This window comes from Streptomyces sp. NPDC005752, assembly GCF_040630715.1.
GTDB lineage: Bacteria > Actinomycetota > Actinomycetes > Streptomycetales > Streptomycetaceae > Streptomyces.
On record NZ_JBEXYB010000033.1, the window covers coordinates 36,358 to 55,641 of the forward strand.

The following is a 19,284-nucleotide window of genomic DNA, read 5'->3' on the forward strand; positions in this document are numbered from 1 at the left end:
ATGACCGCTGACTCTGCTACCGACCGCTTCGAACGCGCTCTGGCCAGCCTGCGTGGACTGTCCGTGGGGGATGCCCTCGGCTCCCAGTTCTTCGTCCCGGCCCATTACCCCCTGCTCAAGAGCCGCGACCTGCCGCCCGACGGCTGGCAGTGGACCGATGACACCGAGATGGCCTGCTCCGTGCTGTCCGTGCTGGCCGCCCAGGGGCGGATCGACCAGGACGCGCTCGCCCACTCCTTCGCCCACCACCACGACTTCGACCGGGGCTACGGGCCCGCGGTCAACCGGCTGCTCAGGCTGGTGAGAGAGGGCGGCGACTGGCGGGAGCTGGCATCCGCCCTCTTCCAGGGCCAGGGGTCCTGGGGCAACGGTTCGGCGATGCGCATCGCGCCGCTGGGCGCCTGGTACGCGGACGACCCGGAGCAGGCCACCCACCAGGCGGAGATCTCCTCGTACACCACCCATCAGCACCGCGAAGCCGTCGTCGGGTCCATGGCCGTCGCGGCGGCCGCCGCCCTCGTCGCCGCACCGGGAGGGCCGCCGACACCGGAGGACCTGATCGACGGCGTCGTCGCCCTCGTGCCGCGCAGCGCTGTCGGCGCAGGGCTGCGCAGGGCGCGCGACATGCTCGACTACCGGGACGCGGGGACGGTCGCGGCGGTTCTCGGCAACGGCCGGCGTACGAGTGCGCACGACACGGTCCCGTTCGCGCTCTGGTCCGCCGCGCGGAGCCTCGGCGACTTCGAGCAGGCCTTCTGGGCGACGGCGCAGGCGGGAGGCGACGTGGACACCACCTGCGCCATCGTCGGCGGAATCGTCGCCGCGGAGCCGGCCGGCGCCCCTCCCGCGGACTGGCTGGCCCGGACGGAGCAGCTGCCGGCCTGGGTCCCGCTCGCTCCGGTACGCGGCTGACATACCGCTGGACCCGCGGGCGTGGCTGACGTACAGCCGGGCCTGCGGGCGTGGCTGACGTGCAACCGGACCCGCGGGCCCTGCCCTGGTATCGGCAGCTTCACTGTCACGGTCCTGCCACAGCAGTGACCGCGACCGTCCGGACAGCCAGGACGGAACTTACCCTTTCGGCCACGACGCCCTCATCGATCTTGGTGGGCGTGCGCCTAGAGACGCCGGGGCCGTCGTGCCGCGATGTGGCCGTGCGAGCGGACCTCGGTGGGGGAGGGGTCCCAATGTCCGATCAGTCGTCCGATGCGTCCAGCAGGCCCGAGACACCGGCGGAGTCCCGTGACGCGGCGGGAACTACGTCAGGTTCAGTGCCCGAGCCGGTGAGCGAGGCGCCACCCGGAGGCGGCGGCCGGGCGAAGACCGCCGGGGAGCAGCCGGCTGCGGGCAAGGAGCTCGCACGGGCTTCCACCCCGCCGGTTCCACCGCAGAACGCCGGACCTGACGTGCCCAAGGTGCCCGCCTATCTCCAGGCCCCGCCCGGGGACGTCTGGCAGAAGCGGAGGCAGCAGCCGCCGCCGCCCGGTGTGCTCTCCCGGCTGCGGGCCGCGTCCCCGCCCGCGATCGGACCGGGCACACTCTGGTCGGCCTTCGCCACAGCGCTGCTCAGCGCCCTGCTGCTCGGCGACGGCCTCGGGCCCAACCTGCTGATCGTGGCCCTGCCCGCAGCCCTGGGGGCCTTCTTCGCCGCGCGCTCCGCCGGGCGCGGGCTGCGGCCCTGGACCGCAGTCTGGGCGGTGGGCGGCCTTGCGCTCCTGGCGGTCCCGGCGCTCCGGGCAGCAGGATGGCCGGTCTTCCTGGCAGTCGTCTCGGCCCTCGCCCTGGGCTCCCTCGCCCTGCACGGAAGCCGCAGCTGGCCGGGTGTGCTGCTCGGCTCGGTGGGGCTGTTCCCCTCGGCCGCGGCGGGAGTGCGCTGGGGGTGGCAGGGGGTGCGCGCCCGAGCGGACGACTCCCGGGGCCGGGTGCGCACCGTAGTGCGCAGCACTGCGGTGGCCGTGGTGCTGCTCGTCGTGTTCGGCGCGCTCTTCGCCTCGGCGGACGCGGCCTTCGCCGACCTGCTGGGCAGCCTCACCCCCGACGCGTCGGTCGGTGACAGCCCCTGGCGCGTCTTCCTCTTCGCACTCGGGCTCGTCGGAGCACTCGCCGCCGCGTACAGCGCCGCTGCGCCGGTGCGCTGGGACGGCATCACCATCCGGCCGGGCAAGGCCCGGAACAGGGCCGAGTGGGCGCTGCCGCTGATCGTGCTCAACCTGCTCTTCGCCGCCTTCATCACGCTCCAGCTCGTCGTCCTCCTCGGCGGGTACGACAAAGTGCTGGAGGAGACGGGGCTGACCCCCGCCGCATACGCCCGCCAGGGCTTCTGGCAACTCCTCTGGGCCACGGTGCTGACCCTGATCGTCATCGCACTCGCCCTGCGCTGGGCCCCTAGGGGCGGAGCGCACGACCGGACCCTGGTTCGGAGCGTCCTCGGTGTCCTGTGCGTCCTCACGCTCGTCGTCGTGGCCTCCGCGCTGCGTCGTATGGACCTCTACGTGGACGCCTTCGGTCTGACCCGGCTGCGGATCTCCGTGGCCGCTGCGGAGCTGTGGCTCGGAGTGGTGCTGGTCCTGATCCTCGCGGCCGGTGTCCTCGGAGCCAGACTGCTGCCGCGCGCGATCGCCGTGAGCGCTGCCGTCGGCGTGCTCGCCTTCGGACTGGTCTCGCCGGACGGACTGATCGCCGAACAGAGCGTCCAGCGGCACCGCAGTGACAGGCCGATCGACATCGAATACCTCAAGGGGCTTTCCGCGGACGCCGTACCGGCCCTGGACACGCTGCCCGAACCGCTGAGGTCCTGTGCCCTGGAGAACCTCGATCGCGATCTCACGGTCATGGACGCTCCGTGGTACGCCTCCAGCTGGGGCGAAGTCAGGGCCCGGGACATCCTGGAGAAGCATCCCGTACAGAACCACGGGACCGAGTGCTACCGCCAAGGCCAGGAAACCGGCGAGCGCGAGGGCTACGAGGAGGATGACTCCTACGATCCGTACTGAGCCCTCAACCGCACTGAGCCGGCCGGGCTGTCACCCGTGCTGAGGGGTGCCCCGTCGTGAAGCCGGCTTGCCCCTTGCCCGGCCGTGGTCGTGTGTACGTCGTGTGGGCCGCTTCCCCTTCGAGGGGAGGCGGCCCACACGGTTCCGTCCGTGTCTCTCCGCAGCACGTGCCGCCGGTCGATTCCTCACCCGCGCCGGCCCTGGACATCCCGAACACCTGTTGGGTCGACGGTGTTCGGGAACGCCGGCCGGTCGACACGAGGCCCGTGCCACGTGCCGTCCCCGACCTGACGTGGCAGGCGGCCGACGTACAACTGCAGTAGGCGCCGGGCGAGTTTGCTCCCGGCCGGGAGCGGAGTGCGGAAGCGGGCGGGACAGGGCTGTCACCCGCACAACCATGCCGGGGCCCGGTCAGGCCATGGGCGCGGTGGCTCCGCTTCGGGCGCCGAGCCGGCTCCCGCCGCGCACCGGCCCCGGGCGCTCCGGACGGGGTTGGGCGGTGCCGGACCGCAGGACGGTACCCCGGGGTGTTCTTGCCGTCCCCATCGGCGTAACCTGGCAGGCGCCATGCCGTACGAACCACCCACGCACACCGTCGAGCGCTCACTGCGCGCTACGTCCGGTGCCAGGACCGTCGCAGGTGTCGATGAGGTCGGACGCGGAGCGTGGGCCGGCCCCGTCACCGTGTGTGCGGCCGTCACCGGTCTCCGTAGACCCCCTGAGGGCCTGACCGACTCCAAGCTGATCAGCCCCAAGCGCCGGGCGGAACTCGCCCCCGTGCTCGAGAAGTGGGTCACGGCCTACGGACTGGGGCACGCGTCACCGCTGGAGATCGACGATCTCGGCATGACCGCTGCTCTTCGTCTTGCGGCCGTAAGGGCGCTCGAGGCGTTGCCGGTGCGGCCCGACGCCGTGATCCTCGACGGCAAGCACGATTACCTCGGACCGCCCTGGAACGTCCGCACCGTGATCAAGGGTGACCAGTCCTGCATCGCCGTCGCGGCGGCCTCGGTGATCGCCAAGGTCCGCCGGGACACGATGATGGGCGAACTGGGTGCGGACACGGGGCAGTACGCAGACTTCGCCTTCGGCGCGAACGCCGGTTATCCGTCGCCGGTGCACCGGGCCGCGCTGGAGGAGCGTGGACCTACGCCTCACCATCGCCTCAGCTGGGCCTACCTCGACGCGCTGCCCAAGTGGCAGCACCTGAAGAAGGTCCGGTTCTCCGCGGAGGCTGCGGCACTGGAAAGCGGGGGCCAGCTCGGCTTCGATTTCTGATCGCCCAGGCGTACCCACCCGCCGGCGTCTTCGCGTCGGCCGTGACAGACAACCATTCATGCCCTCTCATCCTCGAGGAGCCTCAGATTACCGAGAGCGCCCAGGGTCCCCGCGTCACTCCGGCCGCCGGCCGCACCGCGCCGACCCCCCGTCCCGTACCCGGTCCGCGTTCCGCGGCCACACCGCGCCCCGGAAGCCCGGGCCGCGGCCCCGCGCGGCCCGCACCCCCGGCGCCGCGCCCGCACACCACACCCAGCTCTCCCGCCGCATCGGTTCCCGCCGTGCGAAAGGTGCCCGAACAGGGTTCCACCGCACAGTTCCAGCTCATTCCGGCCTCGGCCGACGGCGCGATCGAGGCTGCCGAGGAGACCGTGGACCTCTTGCTCGACTCCGGCCGGGCACCTGGTGACATCCTGGTGCTCACCACCGGCGAACAGCACCCCTGGGCCGCGCACGAACTCTCCTTCGGAGAGACGACGTACTGGGCCCAGCACGACGCCGGTGACGACGTCTTCTTCGCACGCACGGCGAACGCGGCCCGCTGCGCCACCCGTTCAGTGGTCGTGGTCGCGGTGAACAGCGATCTCGACGACGCCGCTGTCCGTGCGCTGACGGGCGTACGGGAGCGCGCCGGCGCCCTGTTGATCGTGTGTGGGGACCCGGAGAAGATCAACTCGGCGCTCGGCGCCGGAGTCTGATCCACGTGTCCGTGGGCCCCGGGCGTCCGTGAGGACGCCCGGGGCCCATGTCCCGTTTCAGCGGGCTGCGCTTCGCCTCAGAGCCTCGGCCGCCCCGCCCCCGGTGCGCAGCGGAACGGGATCGTGGTCGGTGGAGGTGTCCGCGAGGGCCGAAGGCCTGGACAGCAGCGTCGGACTGCGGCCGCCCCTGCCTTCGCCGAGGACCTGCCAGCCTGCACGCGTCAGGGTGATATAGGCCCCGCACCGAAGGCCGTGCAGTGTGCAGGCGTCTCTCAGCCCCCACATCCACGCCCCGTCCTCCTCCGTCCAACGCTCGTCGCCGTCACGGCAGTAGAGCAGGACCGCGGTACGCACCGGGGTGCGGCGGCGCAGATCGTGCGGGATCACACGGCGCAGATGTGCGAGCAGGGCATTGCGGAACTCCCAGCCGTCCGTGGCGACGGTGGACCGCCGGGCGAAGGAGGCGCTGGCCGTGAGGCGTTCCTCATGGTCGAGGACGGCGATGACCGCGGTGGCGGGCGTCGGGCGGTGCCGCGAGTGAAGGCCGCTGACCACCTCACGCGGACTGCGCAGCAGAGGTATGCCCGCCGCAGCCCACTCGGCCGGTTCGAGCATTCTGGCAACATGGCTGACGGAGCCTGCGGACGCCGACAGAGATGTGGCTGCGGACGGAGCGAATCCGAAGGTCACGGTCCTCCCTTCGCTACGCGCCCGGTGCGGGCAGGGTGGAATGAGGGCGCGCCGCGGCACAGCCCTTCCGGGCCCGCGAAGAGACCGTGCGGGGAGCGACTTCAATTCTTCCTGTCGTTCCGGCAGGCGGCAACGAGCAATTAGGGCGGTTGACGGATATCTGACGGAATGACACGGATATCCCTGCCCAGTTCGGCGACGAACGATGCCATCCGTCATGCCTGGACTGCGAGGACCAGCGGAAACACCTCTTCCGCTCCCGCACGCCGGAGCAGCCTTGCGGCGACGGCCAGGGTCCACCCACTGTCGGACAGATCGTCCACGAGCAGCACGGGTCCGCCTGCGGCCGTCAACGCCTCAGCCAGGGCGGGCTCCACGACGAGCGCCTCGTGCAACGCCTTCACCCGCTGCGCACTGTTGGTCCGGGAGACGAGTAGTTCCTCGCTGCCCGGAGCATAGGTGACCGTCCCCAGCAGCGGCATCTGTCCGACCTCCGCGATACGGCTCCCGAGAGAGTGGACCAGTCGCGGTCTGCGGCGTGAGGCGACGGTCACCACACCCACCGGCCGAGGAGCCGCGTCCGGTGCCCCGGTCGCCCAGCCTCCTGGTCCCTTCGCCCAGTCGGTGACGACCGTGACCACCGCGCTGGACACATCGTCCGGGACCGGGCCGTCCGGTGCCTGCGCCGTGAGTATCGGACGGAGCCTGTTGCCCCAGCCGATGTCCGAAAGCCTGCCGAGCGCCCGGCCGGGAAGCGCCAGCTCGCCTGCGGGGATACGGCCCTTGAGATCGACCCCCACCGCGGAGAGACCCGTGGGCCACATCTTGCGCGGCTCCACCTCGACCCCTGGCCTGCCGAGTTCGCCGCGCGCTCCGTCGAGGGCGGCGGTGGAGACCTTGTCGTCGAATCGCGCGCCCGCGCAGTTGTCGCAGCGGCCGCAGGCGGTGGCCTCCTCGTCGTCCAGCTGACGCCGGAGGAACTCCATGCGGCAGCCGGTTCCGAACGCGTAGTCGCGCATGGCCTGCTGTTCGGCAGCCCGCTGCCGCGCGACCCAGGCGTAGCGCTCGGAGTCGTACGCCCAGGGCTCGCCGGTGGAGATCCAGCCGCCCTTCACCCGCTTCACGGCCCCGTCGACGTCCAGCACCTTGAGCATCGTCTCGAGACGGGTGCGCCGCAGATCGACCAGCGGTTCCATGGCGGGGAGCGACAGGGGCCGGCCTGCCTGGGCGAGGACATCGAGTGTGCGCCGGACCTGCTCCTCCGGAGGGAAGGCGACCGAGGCGAAGTACTGCCAGATCGCTTCGTCCTCCTTGCCCGGGAGCAGCAGGACCTCGGCGTGCTCGACTCCACGTCCCGCCCGACCGACCTGCTGGTAGTAGGCGATGGGCGACGACGGCGATCCCACATGCACGACGAAGCCGAGGTCCGGCTTGTCGAAGCCCATGCCGAGCGCGGACGTGGCCACCAGGGCCTTGACCCGGTTGGCCAGGAGATCGTCCTCGGCCTGCTGCCGGTCGGCGTTCTCCGTCCGTCCGGTGTACGACGTGACCTGATGCCCGCACTGGCGGAGGTAGGCGGTGATCTCCTCGGCCGCGGCGACCGTGAGGGTGTAGATGATGCCCGAGCCCGGCAGCTCTCCGAGATGGTCACCCAGCCAGGCCAGGCGATGTGCGGCATTGGGCAGTTGGAGTACTCCGAGGCTGAGGCTCTCCCGGTCCAGCGGCCCCCGCAGCACCAGCGCGTCCGTGCCGGCCCCCGTGCCGAGCTGCTCCGCGACGTCCGCGGTCACGCGGGCATTGGCGGTGGCCGTCGTGGCGAGCACGGGAACGCCTGCGGGGAGGTCGGCCAGCATGGTCCGCAGCCGTCGGTAGTCCGGCCGGAAGTCGTGGCCCCAGTCGGAGATGCAGTGTGCCTCGTCGACCACCAGCAGGCCCGTCGCGGCGGCAAGGCGCGGCAGCACCTGGTCCCGGAAGTCGGGGTTGTTGAGCCGCTCTGGACTGACCAGCAGCACATCCACCTCGCCCGCCGCCACCTCGGCCTGGACCGTGTCCCACTCCTCGGTGTTGGAGGAATTGATCGTGCGGGCGCTGATACCCGCCCGGGCCGCCGCCGCCACCTGGTTACGCATCAGCGCGAGCAGGGGCGACACGATGACAGTCGGTCCACTGCCCCGTGCGCGCAGCAGCGACGTCGCGACGAAGTACACGGCGGACTTGCCCCACCCCGTCCGCTGGACGACCAGGGCTCTGCGCTTGTCGGCTACGAGGGCCTCGATGGCCCGCCACTGGTCCTCGCGCAGCCGGGCGGCGCCCGTGGTGTCCCCGACCAGGCGGGCGAGTACGGAATCGGCGGAGGCTCTGAGCTCTGCGCGGTCTGCGTTGGTCATGCCCCCATGCAACCCGATGGGTACGACAAACCGCGAACGGTGGCCGGAGCCTGTGGATAAAGTTATCCACAGGGGTCGCGGAAATCGGCGGACCACGGGACCGTCATGGCATGAACAGGCACGACGAAACCACCGGACCGTCCGACGCGCAGCAGATCACCCTGCGCGGTCCCGCCGAACTTGCCGACGCCCTTCCGTACCTGATGGGTTTCCATCCGAACGACAGCGTGGTCATGGTGGCCCTGCACGGTGGCCGGGGCCGCTTCGGCGGCCGGCTCAGGCTGGGCATCCCGCACGAGCCCGAGGAGTGGGCACCGGTCGCCGACCAACTGGCGCAGTGCCTGATCACGGGGAGCGAGAAGCACGAATCCCGCCCTGACGCGATCATTGTCTTCCTCTGCCAGGACCCGGCCGAAGGAGAGTGCGCCCCGCAGATCATGGAACGGCTGCGGCCGCTCGCGCAGCTCCTGCGCACGGCCTGCGGCGCGCTCGACGTCCCCGTGCTCGAAGCGCTGTGCATCTCCGACGGCCGGTACTGGTCCTACTGCTGCCCCGATGACCGCTGCTGCCCGGCCGAGGGCAATCCGCTCGCGCTGCCGGGGACGACAGTGATGGCGGCCGCAGCGGCGTACGCCGGCGTTCAGGTGCGTGGATCGCTGCGGGACATGGAGGCCGGGCTCACACCGTGGAAATCACCGGCGGCACAGGAGCAGGAGCGGGTCCTGGATTCGGCGGGGGCGGTGCTCGTGTCCCGCATCCTCGACGTCGACGGGCGCGGTGAGGTGGCGCGCGAGACCCTTGCGCTCGCTCGTGACCTCATGGCGCGCCTCCGGAGCGCGCCGGCCGCAGGTGCCGGAGCTGAGGACAGCCGTGACGACGCCCTGATCACCGCCGACGAGGCGGCGGCTGTGATTCTCGGCCTCCAGGACCGCGAGACCAGGGACCGGGCCGCGGAGTGGATGGAGGGCCGTGAAGGCGGATCCGCGTTGAGGCTGTGGCGCGCTCTCGCCCGCCGGTGTGTCGGCCCGTACGTGGAACACGCCGCGGCGCCGCTCACGCTGGCCGGGTGGGTCTCGTGGTCCACCGGCGACGAGGCGGGTGCCAGGGTCGCGCTGGGCCTCGCCCTGCGAGCCGACCCCGACTACACGTTCGCTCAACTGCTGCATCAGGCATGCAATCAGGGACTGGACCCGGAAACGCTGCGCCTCTGTCTCCGTGGGGAGCGCAGCCGGCGTGACGGCGGCGGAAGCGACGGCACCTCTCCGGAACAGGGCGGCGTGCACCCGGAGCGGCGGACCTCGCCGCGGCCCGTGCGTGCGCCGGCCGCGCCGGGGAGCCCTTCGACCGGAAGGCGGAAGCGGAGTGCGAAGCGCCGGCCGTCGCCGCGAGCCGTCTCCCGCCCCGGCACGGACGTCGGCGGGGGGCGTGCCCGTGACATCCGGCGGCGTGGCCACCATGGCGCCAGGAGCCGCGATTGACGATGTGCGGCCCGTGGAGCGGGCAACACTCCTACTCCGGGGCGACCGTGGCTCAAGGGATGGGACCCGTGGCTCGTAGGGCGAAGGGACCACGAACGGGGGTCGAGCGTGGAACCGTTGCTGCGAAGGGAGTGTTTATCGTCAGGGAGACGACTATGATTTCGGTATGCCGCCCTACGACCCGTCGACCTTCCCGCCCTTCGCTGTCACCGTCGACCTGGTCGTCCTCACGGTGCGGCGTCACGCGCTCTGCGCGTTGGTGGTACGCCGAGGCGAATCGCCTTTCCAGGGACGGTGGGCGCTGCCCGGTGGATTCGTCAGAGCAGATGAGGACCTGGGTGCGGCGGCAGCGCGTGAACTCGCCGAGGAGACCGGGCTCTGCGCGCACGATCCGGCTGCCCCCGCCGTCGGGAACGGTGCCCACCTAGAGCAACTGGCCACCTACGGTGACCCGGCGCGTGACCCCCGGATGAGGGTTGTCAGTGTCGCTCACCTCGCACTGGCTCCCGATCTCCCGGCGCCGCGTGCCGGAGGCGACGCGAACAGTGCCCGTTGGGCGTCGGTCGAAGATCTGATCGGGTCGGGAGGAGGCTTCGCCCGCGAAGGCGAGCAGCCCGCGCCGCTGGCCTTCGATCACGCGAGGATCCTCGACGACGGAGTGGAGCGGGCCCGCTCGAAGATCGAGTACTCCTCCCTGGCCACGGCGTTCTGCCCACCCGAGTTCACCGTCGGTGAGCTGCGGAGGGTGTACGAAGCGGTGTGGGGGGTGGTCCTCGACCCGCGGAATTTCCACCGCAAGGTCACGGGAACGCCAGGCTTCCTGGTTCCGTCCGGAGGCACGACCACGCGGCAGGGGGGCCGCCCGGCGCAACTGTTCAGGGCCGGTGCAGCGACTGTGCTCAACCCTCCGATGCTGAGGCCGGAAGTCTGACCGGACAGGTCCGCAGGCGCACGCCACGGAGACCTGCGGAACACCCACCGAAGCACCGATGCGCCAAAAGTCTGAAATGTCGCGTTATCTTGCAGGGGTCCTCCCCACTGCCGCAGAGCGGTCTCACCCTCCGCGAGAGAAGCGATGCTCCAGGCCATCGGACTCACCAGCGCCCCCCGCCGCGACGGTCCCCCCGTCGTGGACGACCTGACCTTCGAAGCCCCGTCCGGCAGTGTCACCGTGCTGCTCGGTGCCCCCGGCTCAGGCAAGACCACGGCTCTCCGTCTGATGCTCGAGCTGGAGGCGGGGCGGGGGGTCACCTACTTCAAGGGCCGCCCGCTGCACCGCATCGGCCACCCCGCCCGGGAGGTCGGGGTGCTGCTCGGAGACGTGCCGGGGCATCCGGCGCGCACCGCGCGGGGGCAGCTCCGCATGCTCTGCGCGGCCGCGGGGGTTCCCGCTTCGCGAGCCGACGAACTGCTCGAGGTCGTCGGTCTCGCAGGTCTGGGGGACCAGCGCGTGGGAACTCTCTCGGCAGGTATGGACCGACGGCTCGGCCTCGCGTCCGCACTGCTCGGTGATCCTCATACCCTCGTGCTCGACGAGCCCACGGCAGGTCTCTCGCCCCGTGAGAGGAGCTGGCTCCACGGCCTGCTCCGCGCACACGCCGCCGAGGGCGGCACGGTCCTGCACACGACCGGCGATCCCAAGGAGGCCGCCCGTGCGGCCGACCGAGTGGTCACCATCGACGGCGGACGCCTCATGGCCGACCAGGACGTCGCGGATTTCTCCCGTACCCGCCTGCGGCCGCGGGTCGCCGTGCGAACTCCGCACGCTGCCCGGCTGGCGGCTGTGGTGAGCAGGGAGGCCCGAGCTGCCCGGCGATCGGTCGAAGTGGTTGCCGAGGGCGGCAGCAGGCTGTCGGTGTACGGCAGCAGTTGTGCGGAAGTCGGGGACACGGCCTACCGGCACGGTGTCCCGGTGCACCAGCTCGCCGACGAGACCGGGGACGCGGGGCCCTCGGCCGTCCCGGCCCGGCCGGGTGGTGGTCCGGTGAGGACTGTCCTGCCGGGGCCCGCTTCGACCGTGGCGATCTCGAAGCTTCCCCCTCCGATCTCCGTGCGTCCGGTCCGTGGGCCGCTTCGCCCCCTGCGGTACGAGATGCGCCGCCTTTTCGGCGTCAGGACGGCCGGCCTGGTCATGGCGGCCGTCCTGGTCGTGTCCGCGGGCATCTCCGTGCTGCTGGCCCGCACGGGGAGGGCACCCCTGCCCGACCTGCTGGTCGCCTGGCCCGACCTGCTGCCGCTTCCGCCCGCCGCGTTCGCCGCCGGGCTGCTGGGCGCCCTCTCCTTCGGCGACGAGTTCCGTTACCCGGCGCTCGCCGCGGGACGCGGGACGGTGCCGCGCCGCCTGGGCTTCCTGCTGGCCAAACTGTCTGTCTCGGCGGGAGTCGCGCTGTTGCTGGCGGTGCTCTCCGTGCTGGTGGACGCAGAGGCTCTGCGGCTCTTCTACGGGAAAGACTTGGTCGGTGTACCGGCGAACGCCGTTCAGCTCGCTGCCAGTTGGGCGGGGCTTTCGGTCGGGTGTGCCTGGGCCGGGCTGCTGGGAGCGGGTGTGTTCAGACTGGCCGGTGCCGGAGTCGCGGCCGTCCTGGCGGTACCCGTGCTGGTCGTACCGCTGATGCAGAAGCTCCTGGCGGGGCCCTCCGCCCGTTCGATCGCCGGACTGCCGGGCCGGCTGCGCGAACTCGGCTGGCTGCAATGGCCGTACGAGACGGACCGATGGGTCATGGCAGTCGTGCGCGTCGTTGCTCAACCTGCGGGGCTGGCGCTTTCCTTGTCGCTGTCTGCCCTGATCTGCGCGTATGTGTTCACCAGCCTTCGAGGCAAGGCTCGTTGGTGACCGCGTCGTCCGATGGCCATGACGCTTTGCAGGCAACTCACCTGAAAAGATGTGATTTCTACCGATAACGCGTCAATTGAGGGGTGGGTGCCGATCACCCTTTCGTGTGCTTTTCAGCAAAGACCTCAAGGGCTGGCGGAGCCGCGCCGAAAAAGGATGCGTGAGTACCCTTGCGCACACCATGATGACCGCCGCCCGCTCCGCCGACTCCGGCCTCGCCGGGCCGGGCGAACTCGACCGTTATCCCTACACGGAGACGCCGGCCGGAGAGCGTGCCGCTCTCCGTTCCTGGGGCGGCGCCGAATCCGACCTCGGGCGGGTGAGTCGACGCGGTACGGCCAGTCGCGGCCGTGGACTTCACGGCCAACTGGTCCAGCAACTCGGCCAGATGATCGTTTCCGGTGACCTCGGTGCCGACCGACCGCTGGTCCCGGAGGAGATCGGGCAGCGATTCGAGGTGTCCCGCACCGTTGTGAGGGAGTCCCTGCGCGTTCTCGAGGCCAAGGGCCTGGTCAGTGCCCGGCCCAACGTGGGCACCCGGGTCCGGCCGGTGAGTGACTGGAACCTGCTGGACCCCGACATCATCGAATGGCGCGCCTTCGGCCCGCAGCGTGATGACCAGCGCCGCGAATTGGACGACCTCCGGTGGACCATCGAGCCACTGGCCGCGCGGCTGGCCGCGGGCCACGGGCGCGAGGACATTCAGCAGCGTCTCGGCGACATGATCGAGATCATGGGACACGCCATGGGGCAGGGGGACGTCCTCACTTTCTCCAGGGCGGATGCGGAGTTCCATGCCCTGCTGATCCAGGCGGCGGGCAACCGCATGCTCGAGCACCTGTCCGGGATCGTGTCGGCGGCCCTGCATGTTTCCGGAGGCCCCGTCACCGGCTGTGACCGGCCGGCCGAGGCGTCCCTGGGTCACCACGCGCGGATCGTCGAAGCTCTCGCGTCGGGTGATTCCGCAGGCGCCGAGGCCGCCATGCGGCAGCTGCTGGTCGGCCACGCCGATGGTGAGAGGGTGGTTCCCGCGCCTCGCGAGCACTGAACGCCGCAAGGCCGGGTACGCGCAGCGTGCATCGCCCGGCCTGTGCGGTTCGGCGGCATCTTTACACGGAGATGTGACCTCTGGGTCTGTTTGTCGCGGATGGGGTGTGACTGGGGCCACGCGAATTGGGCGTAACACTCCTCGAAACAGTGCGATGACTTAAGAGGTGACCGCCGCGGAAGGAATACAGCAGCCACACAGTGCGCTGTGCAGTTCTGAGGCCAAGCCCGCGCCGTCGGCGACATCCCCAGCCGACGGTCGTCGGTTCCAGCCCTCTCCAGGGCCGGGCCGGAAGCCGTTTCCATCGTTCCGAGAGGTTGTTCGTGTCGGCCAGCACATCCCGTACGCTCCCGCCGGAGATCGCCGAGTCCGAGTCTGTGATGGCGCTCATCGAGCGGGGAAAGGCTGATGGGCAGATCGCCGGCGATGACGTGCGTCGGGCCTTCGAGGCTGACCAGATTCCGCCAACCCAGTGGAAGAATGTTCTGCGCAGCCTCAACCAGATCCTCGAGGAAGAGGGTGTGACGCTGATGGTCAGTGCCGCGGAGTCGCCCAAGCGCGCCCGCAAGAGCGTCGCAGCGAAGAGCCCGGTCAAGCGCACCGCCACCAAGACCGTCTCGGCCAAGACTGCCGTGACGCGGACCGTCGCGGCATCTGCCGCCCCGGCGGCCGAGAGCGCGGACGTGGCGGCCGACGGCGCTGCCGTTGCCGCTCCCGCGAAGAAGGCGGCAGCCAAGAAGACGGTTGCCAAGAAGACCGCAGCGAAGAAGACCGCGGTCAAGAAGACCGCAGCGAAGAAGTCCGGCAAGCAGGACGACGAACTGCTCGACGGCGACGAGGCGGTCGAAGAGGTAAAGGCCGGCAAGGGTGAGGAAGAGGAGGGCGAGGGCGAGAACAAGGGCTTCGTCCTCTCCGACGACGACGAGGACGACGCACCTGCGCAGCAGGTCGCCGTCGCCGGCGCCACGGCCGACCCGGTCAAGGACTACCTGAAGCAGATCGGCAAGGTTCCCCTCCTCAACGCCGAGCAGGAGGTCGAGCTCGCCAAGCGCATCGAGGCCGGACTCTTCGCCGAGGACAAGCTGGCGAACTCCGACAAGCTCGCACCGAAGCTCAAGCGCGAGCTGGAGATCATCGCCGAGGACGGCCGACGGGCCAAGAACCACCTGCTGGAGGCCAACCTCCGCCTCGTGGTCTCGCTGGCCAAGCGCTACACCGGCCGCGGCATGCTCTTCCTGGACCTCATCCAGGAGGGCAACCTGGGTCTGATCCGTGCGGTCGAGAAGTTCGACTACACCAAGGGCTACAAGTTCTCCACGTACGCCACGTGGTGGATCCGCCAGGCGATCACCCGCGCCATGGCCGACCAGGCACGCACCATCCGTATCCCGGTGCACATGGTCGAGGTCATCAACAAGCTCGCGCGGGTGCAGCGTCAGATGCTCCAGGACCTGGGCCGTGAGCCCACCCCGGAGGAGCTGGCCAAGGAACTCGACATGACCCCCGAGAAGGTCATCGAGGTCCAGAAGTACGGCCGTGAGCCGATTTCCCTCCACACCCCGCTGGGTGAGGACGGGGACAGCGAGTTCGGGGACCTGATCGAGGACTCCGAGGCTGTCGTGCCCGCGGACGCGGTGAGCTTCACGCTGCTCCAGGAGCAGCTGCACTCCGTACTCGACACGCTCTCCGAGCGCGAGGCGGGTGTGGTCTCGATGCGTTTCGGTCTCACCGACGGTCAGCCGAAGACCCTGGACGAGATCGGCAAGGTCTACGGGGTGACGCGCGAGCGCATCCGTCAGATCGAATCCAAGACGATGTCGAAGCTGCGCCACCCGTCGCGTTCGCAGGTGCTGCGCGACTACCTCGACTAGATCTCGGACGCACACATGGGCCGGGCCCGGAACCTCATTGGGTTTCGGGCCCGGCCCATGTGAGCATGCGGGCGACACCGGGGCGGATGACGCTGAGTGGGCAATGTCCACCTCGGTGTAAGGAGCCTCCATGCCCCGCGCTCTCGTCCGTGTCCTCCCCGCCGCCTGTACCTTGGCCGTCGCTGCGGCTGTGATACCGCTCGGTCCTCCGGTGCCCGCCTCGGCGGACAGCATCATCGTCGGCGGACGGCCCGTGGCCGTCGCGGACAGTCCGTGGACCGTGGCCGTGTCGAGCCGTGACCGGTTCGGCGGAACCCGCGCGGGTCAGTTCTGCGGCGGTGTGGCGATCGCACCCACCAAGGTGCTGACGGCTGCCCACTGCATGGGGGACGACGTCCTGGGAGCCACGGTCCAGGAGGTCCGGGATCTGCGGATCATCGCCGGGCGGGACGAGCTGAACGAGCCCGGCGGCCAGGAGATCCCGGTGCGTTCGGTGTGGGTGAACCCGGCTTACGACCCGGGCAGCAACGCCGGCGATCTCGCGGTCCTCACCCTGGACCGGCCACTCCCGAAGGGCAGTGCCATCCCGATGGCCGGGGCCGGGAGTGCCGCCTACGAGCCAGGGACCCCGGCGACGGTCTACGGCTGGGGGGACACCACCGGGTACGGCGCCTACGCGTCAGGACTGCGCGCCACCACGGTGCGGGTGATGTCCGACAGCGACTGCCGACGGGCTTACCCGGGCGGCGCACAAGGCGCGTACGACGCCTCATCGATGCTCTGTGCCGGTGACGCCGCGGGTGGGCGCGACGCGTGCCAGGGGGACAGCGGAGGCCCGCTGGTGGCCCGTGGGCGCCTCGTCGGGCTCGTCTCGTGGGGCAGTGGCTGCGGGAGCCCCGGAAGTCCTGGGGTGTACACACGCGTCTCCGCAGCGATCCGGTGGATGGCTGACCGGACCTGACCGCGGAGACCGCACAGGCGTCCGAAAACGTGAGAACGGGCGGCTTCCCCTGAGGGAGCCGCCCGTCGGCCGGTCCTGGACCGTGCCCATAGCTCGTCGTGGATGCGAGGTGTCAGTGTTGTTCCTCGTCGGCGGCACTGGCCTGCACGGCCGTGAGCCGATCTGTCTCATCCTGTATTTCCGCGGCGATCTTCTTGAGTTCCGGCTCGAACTTGCGCCCGTGGTGGGCGCAGAACAGCAGTTCACCGCCACTGATCAGCACGACGCGCAGATATGCCTGGGCGCCGCAACGGTCACAGCGGTCTGCTGCGGTCAGCGGGCTCGCGGGGGTCAGAACAGTAGTCACGTCGCCTCTTCTCTAGCTCGACGAGCTGTCGTACCAGGGTCAACATCCAACCAGGCCGAAAACGTTCCCGCTCGTGGCATTTCTTCGAAACTTCTTCTCGGGATGGCTGTCTGTTGCTGGTTCGCGGCGAATGTGCCGTATTGCGTAGCGCTACGGTTTCGCGTTGCTTGTGTGGGCCGGTCCGCCGGCTGGCTTGCCGGTTGTTCATGAGGACGTGCCCGGAGCCTAAATGGTTCATGCCTCGAAGGGAACGTGATGTGCATGTCACTCCAACGAGTGATCGAACGCGTATGCGAGGCTGGACTAGCATAAGGATTCCCCCTGGGTGGCGTTACAACCGCTCTACCAGGCCTCGGTAGGCTCTCAGCGGCCACCGAGGCCGAGCCCGTCACCCACTGGGCCCCAAATGAAAATTCAGCGAGGAGCGAACCGCGTGACCGCCGATTCCGTGCCGTCCACTGCGCTGCTGACCGGAGCAGGCGGCGCAGACAGGGACAGCTCCAACTACACCGCGCGGCACCTTCTCGTCCTCGAAGGGCTCGAAGCGGTCCGTAAGCGCCCCGGCATGTACATCGGGTCCACGGACAGCCGCGGACTCATGCACTGCCTCTGGGAGATCATCGACAACTCCGTCGACGAGGCCCTCGGGGGCCACTGCGACACCATCGAGGTCATCCTCCACGACGACGCCTCCGTCGAGGTGCGGGACAACGGCCGCGGCATTCCCGTGGACGTGGAGCCTAAGACCGGGCTCTCCGGCATCGAGGTCGTCATGACCAAACTGCACGCCGGCGGAAAGTTCGGCGGCGGGTCCTACGCGGCGTCGGGTGGCCTGCACGGCGTCGGCGCCTCGGTCGTGAACGCGCTCTCCGCCCGACTGGACGTCGAGGTCGACCGCAACAGCGCGACCCACTCCATCAGCTTCCGGCGCGGTGTCCCGGGCATGTTCACCGAGCAGGGGCCGGACAGCCCCTTCGATCCCGCCAACGGTCTCCGCAAGGGCAAGCGGGTTCCCAAGACGCGTACGGGTACCCGGGTGCGGTACTGGGCGGACCGCCAGATCTTCCTCAAGGACGCGAAGCTCAACCTGGAGACGCTGTACCAGCGGGCCCGCCAGACCGCTTTCCTCGTGCCCGGCCTGACCATCGTCGTACGCGACGAGCGAGGCATCGACGGAGAGGGCAAGACGGAGGAGACCTTCCGTTTCGACGGAGGGATCAGCGAGTTCTGCGAGTACCTGGCGCAGGACAAGGCCGTCTGCGACGTCCAGCGCCTGAGCGGCACGGGGACCTTCAAGGAGACCGTGCCGGTCCTGGACGACCGCGGACACATGACGGCGACCGAGGTCACCCGCGAGCTGGCCGTCGACATCGCCCTGCGCTGGGGCACCGGCTACGACACCAACCTCAAGTCCTTCGTCAACATCATCGCCACCCCCAAGGGCGGCACCCACGTCACCGGATTCGAGCGCTCTCTCACGAAGACGGTGAACGAGGTGCTGCGCTCCGCCAAGCTGCTGCGCGTCGCCGAGGACGACGTCGTCAAGGACGACGCTCTGGAAGGCCTGACCGCGGTCGTCACCGTACGGCTCGCGGAGCCGCAGTTCGAAGGACAGACGAAGGAGGTGCTGGGCACCTCGGCTGCCAACCGGATCGTGGCCAATGTGGTCGCCAAGGAGCTCAAGGCGTTCCTCACGTCGACGAAGCGGGACGCCAAAGCCCAGGCCAGAGCGGTGCTCGACAAGGCGGTGGCCGCGGCCCGAACCCGCATCGCCGCACGCCAGCACAAGGACGCGCAGCGCCGCAAGACCGCGCTGGAGTCCTCCTCGCTGCCCGCGAAGCTCGCAGACTGCCGGAGCGACGACGTGGAGCGCAGCGAGCTCTTCATCGTGGAGGGCGACTCGGCCCTCGGTACGGCGAAGCTGGCCCGCAACAGTGAGTTCCAGGCCCTGCTGCCGATCCGCGGCAAGATCCTCAACGTACAGAAGTCGTCCGTGTCGGACATGCTCAAGAACGCCGAGTGCGGGGCCATCATCCAGGTCATAGGAGCAGGCTCCGGACGTACCTTCGACATCGACGCCGCACGCTACGGCAAGGTCATCATGATGACGGACGCCGACGTCGACGGTTCGCACATCCGCACCCTGCTGCTCACGCTCTTCCAGCGCTACATGCGGCCCATGGTCGAGGCCGGGCGGGTCTTCGCGGCCGTGCCCCCGCTGCACCGGATCGAGCTCGTCCAGCCCAAGAAGGGCCAGGACAAGTACATCTACACCTACTCCGACAACGAGCTCCGGCAGACCCTGCTGGAGTTGCAGCGCAAGAACGTCCGGTTCAAGGACTCGATCCAGCGCTACAAGGGTCTCGGAGAGATGGACGCCGACCAGTTGGCGGAGACCACGATGGACCCGCGCCACCGGACCCTGCGCCGGATCAACATCGGTGACCTCGAATCCTCGGAGCACGTCTTCGATCTGCTGATGGGCAACGAGGTCGCCCCCCGCAAGGAGTTCATCACCAGCTCCGCCGCTACCCTGGACCGCTCGCGCATCGACGTCTGACGACCTCCACCCGTGGGTGGAGGCATCTTCTCCACCCACGGGCGGCCCCGTCGCCACGACAGGGGCGCGCGACGGAACAGGGGCTGCGCGCTATGCGTACGGCCGGGGGCTCGCACACCCGCCCGGCATCTCCGTCACCTG

At 69.9% G+C, this 19,284-nt stretch carries 14 protein-coding genes; 11 read left to right on the forward strand and 3 right to left on the reverse strand.

The features are described from left to right. From ABZ441_RS25440 to ABZ441_RS25455, 4 genes are all read left to right on the forward strand, one after another. Positions 1 to 912, forward strand: coding sequence for an ADP-ribosylglycohydrolase family protein (locus ABZ441_RS25440; protein ID WP_358978228.1), 912 nt, complete (start codon positions 1 to 3; stop codon positions 910 to 912). A 275-nt stretch (positions 913 to 1,187) separates the two neighbouring features. Further along, positions 1,188 to 2,993 (forward strand): DUF4153 domain-containing protein, encoded by a 1,806-nt coding sequence (locus ABZ441_RS25445; RefSeq protein WP_358978230.1) that lies wholly within the window; start codon positions 1,188 to 1,190, stop codon positions 2,991 to 2,993. 567 nt (positions 2,994 to 3,560) lie between these two features. Further along, positions 3,561 to 4,271 (forward strand): ribonuclease HII, encoded by a 711-nt coding sequence (locus ABZ441_RS25450; RefSeq protein WP_205023567.1) that lies wholly within the window; start codon positions 3,561 to 3,563, stop codon positions 4,269 to 4,271. Between the two features lie 41 nt (positions 4,272 to 4,312). Beyond that, positions 4,313 to 4,969 (forward strand): hypothetical protein, encoded by a 657-nt coding sequence (locus ABZ441_RS25455; protein WP_358978233.1) that lies wholly within the window; start codon positions 4,313 to 4,315, stop codon positions 4,967 to 4,969. Positions 4,970 to 5,026: 57 nt separating this feature from the next. Here ABZ441_RS25455 and ABZ441_RS25460 read toward each other — a convergent pair whose 3' ends face one another. Together ABZ441_RS25460 and ABZ441_RS25465 are read right to left on the reverse strand one after the other, a co-directional pair. Next, on the reverse strand, positions 5,027 to 5,659 hold the full coding sequence (locus ABZ441_RS25460; RefSeq protein ID WP_358978235.1) for a hypothetical protein: 633 nt from the start codon (positions 5,657 to 5,659) through the stop codon (positions 5,027 to 5,029). A gap of 215 nt (positions 5,660 to 5,874) precedes the next feature. Beyond that, the gene (locus ABZ441_RS25465) at positions 5,875 to 8,046 is read right to left on the reverse strand and encodes a RecQ family ATP-dependent DNA helicase (protein ID WP_358978237.1); all 2,172 of its coding nucleotides are present in this window, start codon (positions 8,044 to 8,046) and stop codon (positions 5,875 to 5,877) included. A gap of 110 nt (positions 8,047 to 8,156) precedes the next feature. Between ABZ441_RS25465 and ABZ441_RS25470 the strand changes: the two genes are divergently transcribed. The 6 genes from ABZ441_RS25470 (at position 8,157) to ABZ441_RS25495 (ending at position 16,237) form a co-directional block, all read left to right on the forward strand. Continuing rightward, positions 8,157 to 9,524, forward strand: coding sequence for a DUF4192 family protein (locus ABZ441_RS25470; RefSeq protein ID WP_358978239.1), 1,368 nt, complete (start codon positions 8,157 to 8,159; stop codon positions 9,522 to 9,524). Between the two features lie 166 nt (positions 9,525 to 9,690). Then, positions 9,691 to 10,455 carry an NUDIX domain-containing protein gene (locus tag ABZ441_RS25475; protein WP_358978241.1) on the forward strand — a complete coding sequence of 255 codons (765 nt, stop codon included), beginning with the start codon at positions 9,691 to 9,693 and terminating at the stop codon, positions 10,453 to 10,455. 144 nt (positions 10,456 to 10,599) lie between these two features. Then, positions 10,600 to 12,357 (forward strand): ATP-binding cassette domain-containing protein, encoded by a 1,758-nt coding sequence (locus ABZ441_RS25480; RefSeq protein ID WP_358978243.1) that lies wholly within the window; start codon positions 10,600 to 10,602, stop codon positions 12,355 to 12,357. 160 nt (positions 12,358 to 12,517) lie between these two features. Next, positions 12,518 to 13,405, forward strand: coding sequence for a FadR/GntR family transcriptional regulator (locus ABZ441_RS25485; protein WP_358978245.1), 888 nt, complete (start codon positions 12,518 to 12,520; stop codon positions 13,403 to 13,405). Between the two features lie 323 nt (positions 13,406 to 13,728). After that, complete coding sequence (locus ABZ441_RS25490) at positions 13,729 to 15,276, forward strand: RNA polymerase sigma factor (RefSeq protein WP_358978247.1); 1,548 nt, start codon at positions 13,729 to 13,731, stop codon at positions 15,274 to 15,276. Between the two features lie 130 nt (positions 15,277 to 15,406). After that, entirely contained in the window at positions 15,407 to 16,237 is an 831-nt protein-coding gene (locus ABZ441_RS25495) for a serine protease (protein ID WP_358978249.1), read from the forward strand. A gap of 112 nt (positions 16,238 to 16,349) precedes the next feature. Here the strand turns inward: ABZ441_RS25495 and ABZ441_RS25500 are convergent, their stop codons facing one another. Then, positions 16,350 to 16,583, reverse strand: coding sequence for a hypothetical protein (locus tag ABZ441_RS25500; RefSeq protein ID WP_014153643.1), 234 nt, complete (start codon positions 16,581 to 16,583; stop codon positions 16,350 to 16,352). Between the two features lie 433 nt (positions 16,584 to 17,016). Here ABZ441_RS25500 and ABZ441_RS25505 point away from each other — a divergent pair, with 433 nt between their 5' ends. Then, entirely contained in the window at positions 17,017 to 19,143 is a 2,127-nt protein-coding gene (locus ABZ441_RS25505) for a DNA topoisomerase IV subunit B (protein ID WP_358978252.1), read from the forward strand. The last annotated feature ends 141 nt before the right edge of the window (positions 19,144 to 19,284 follow it).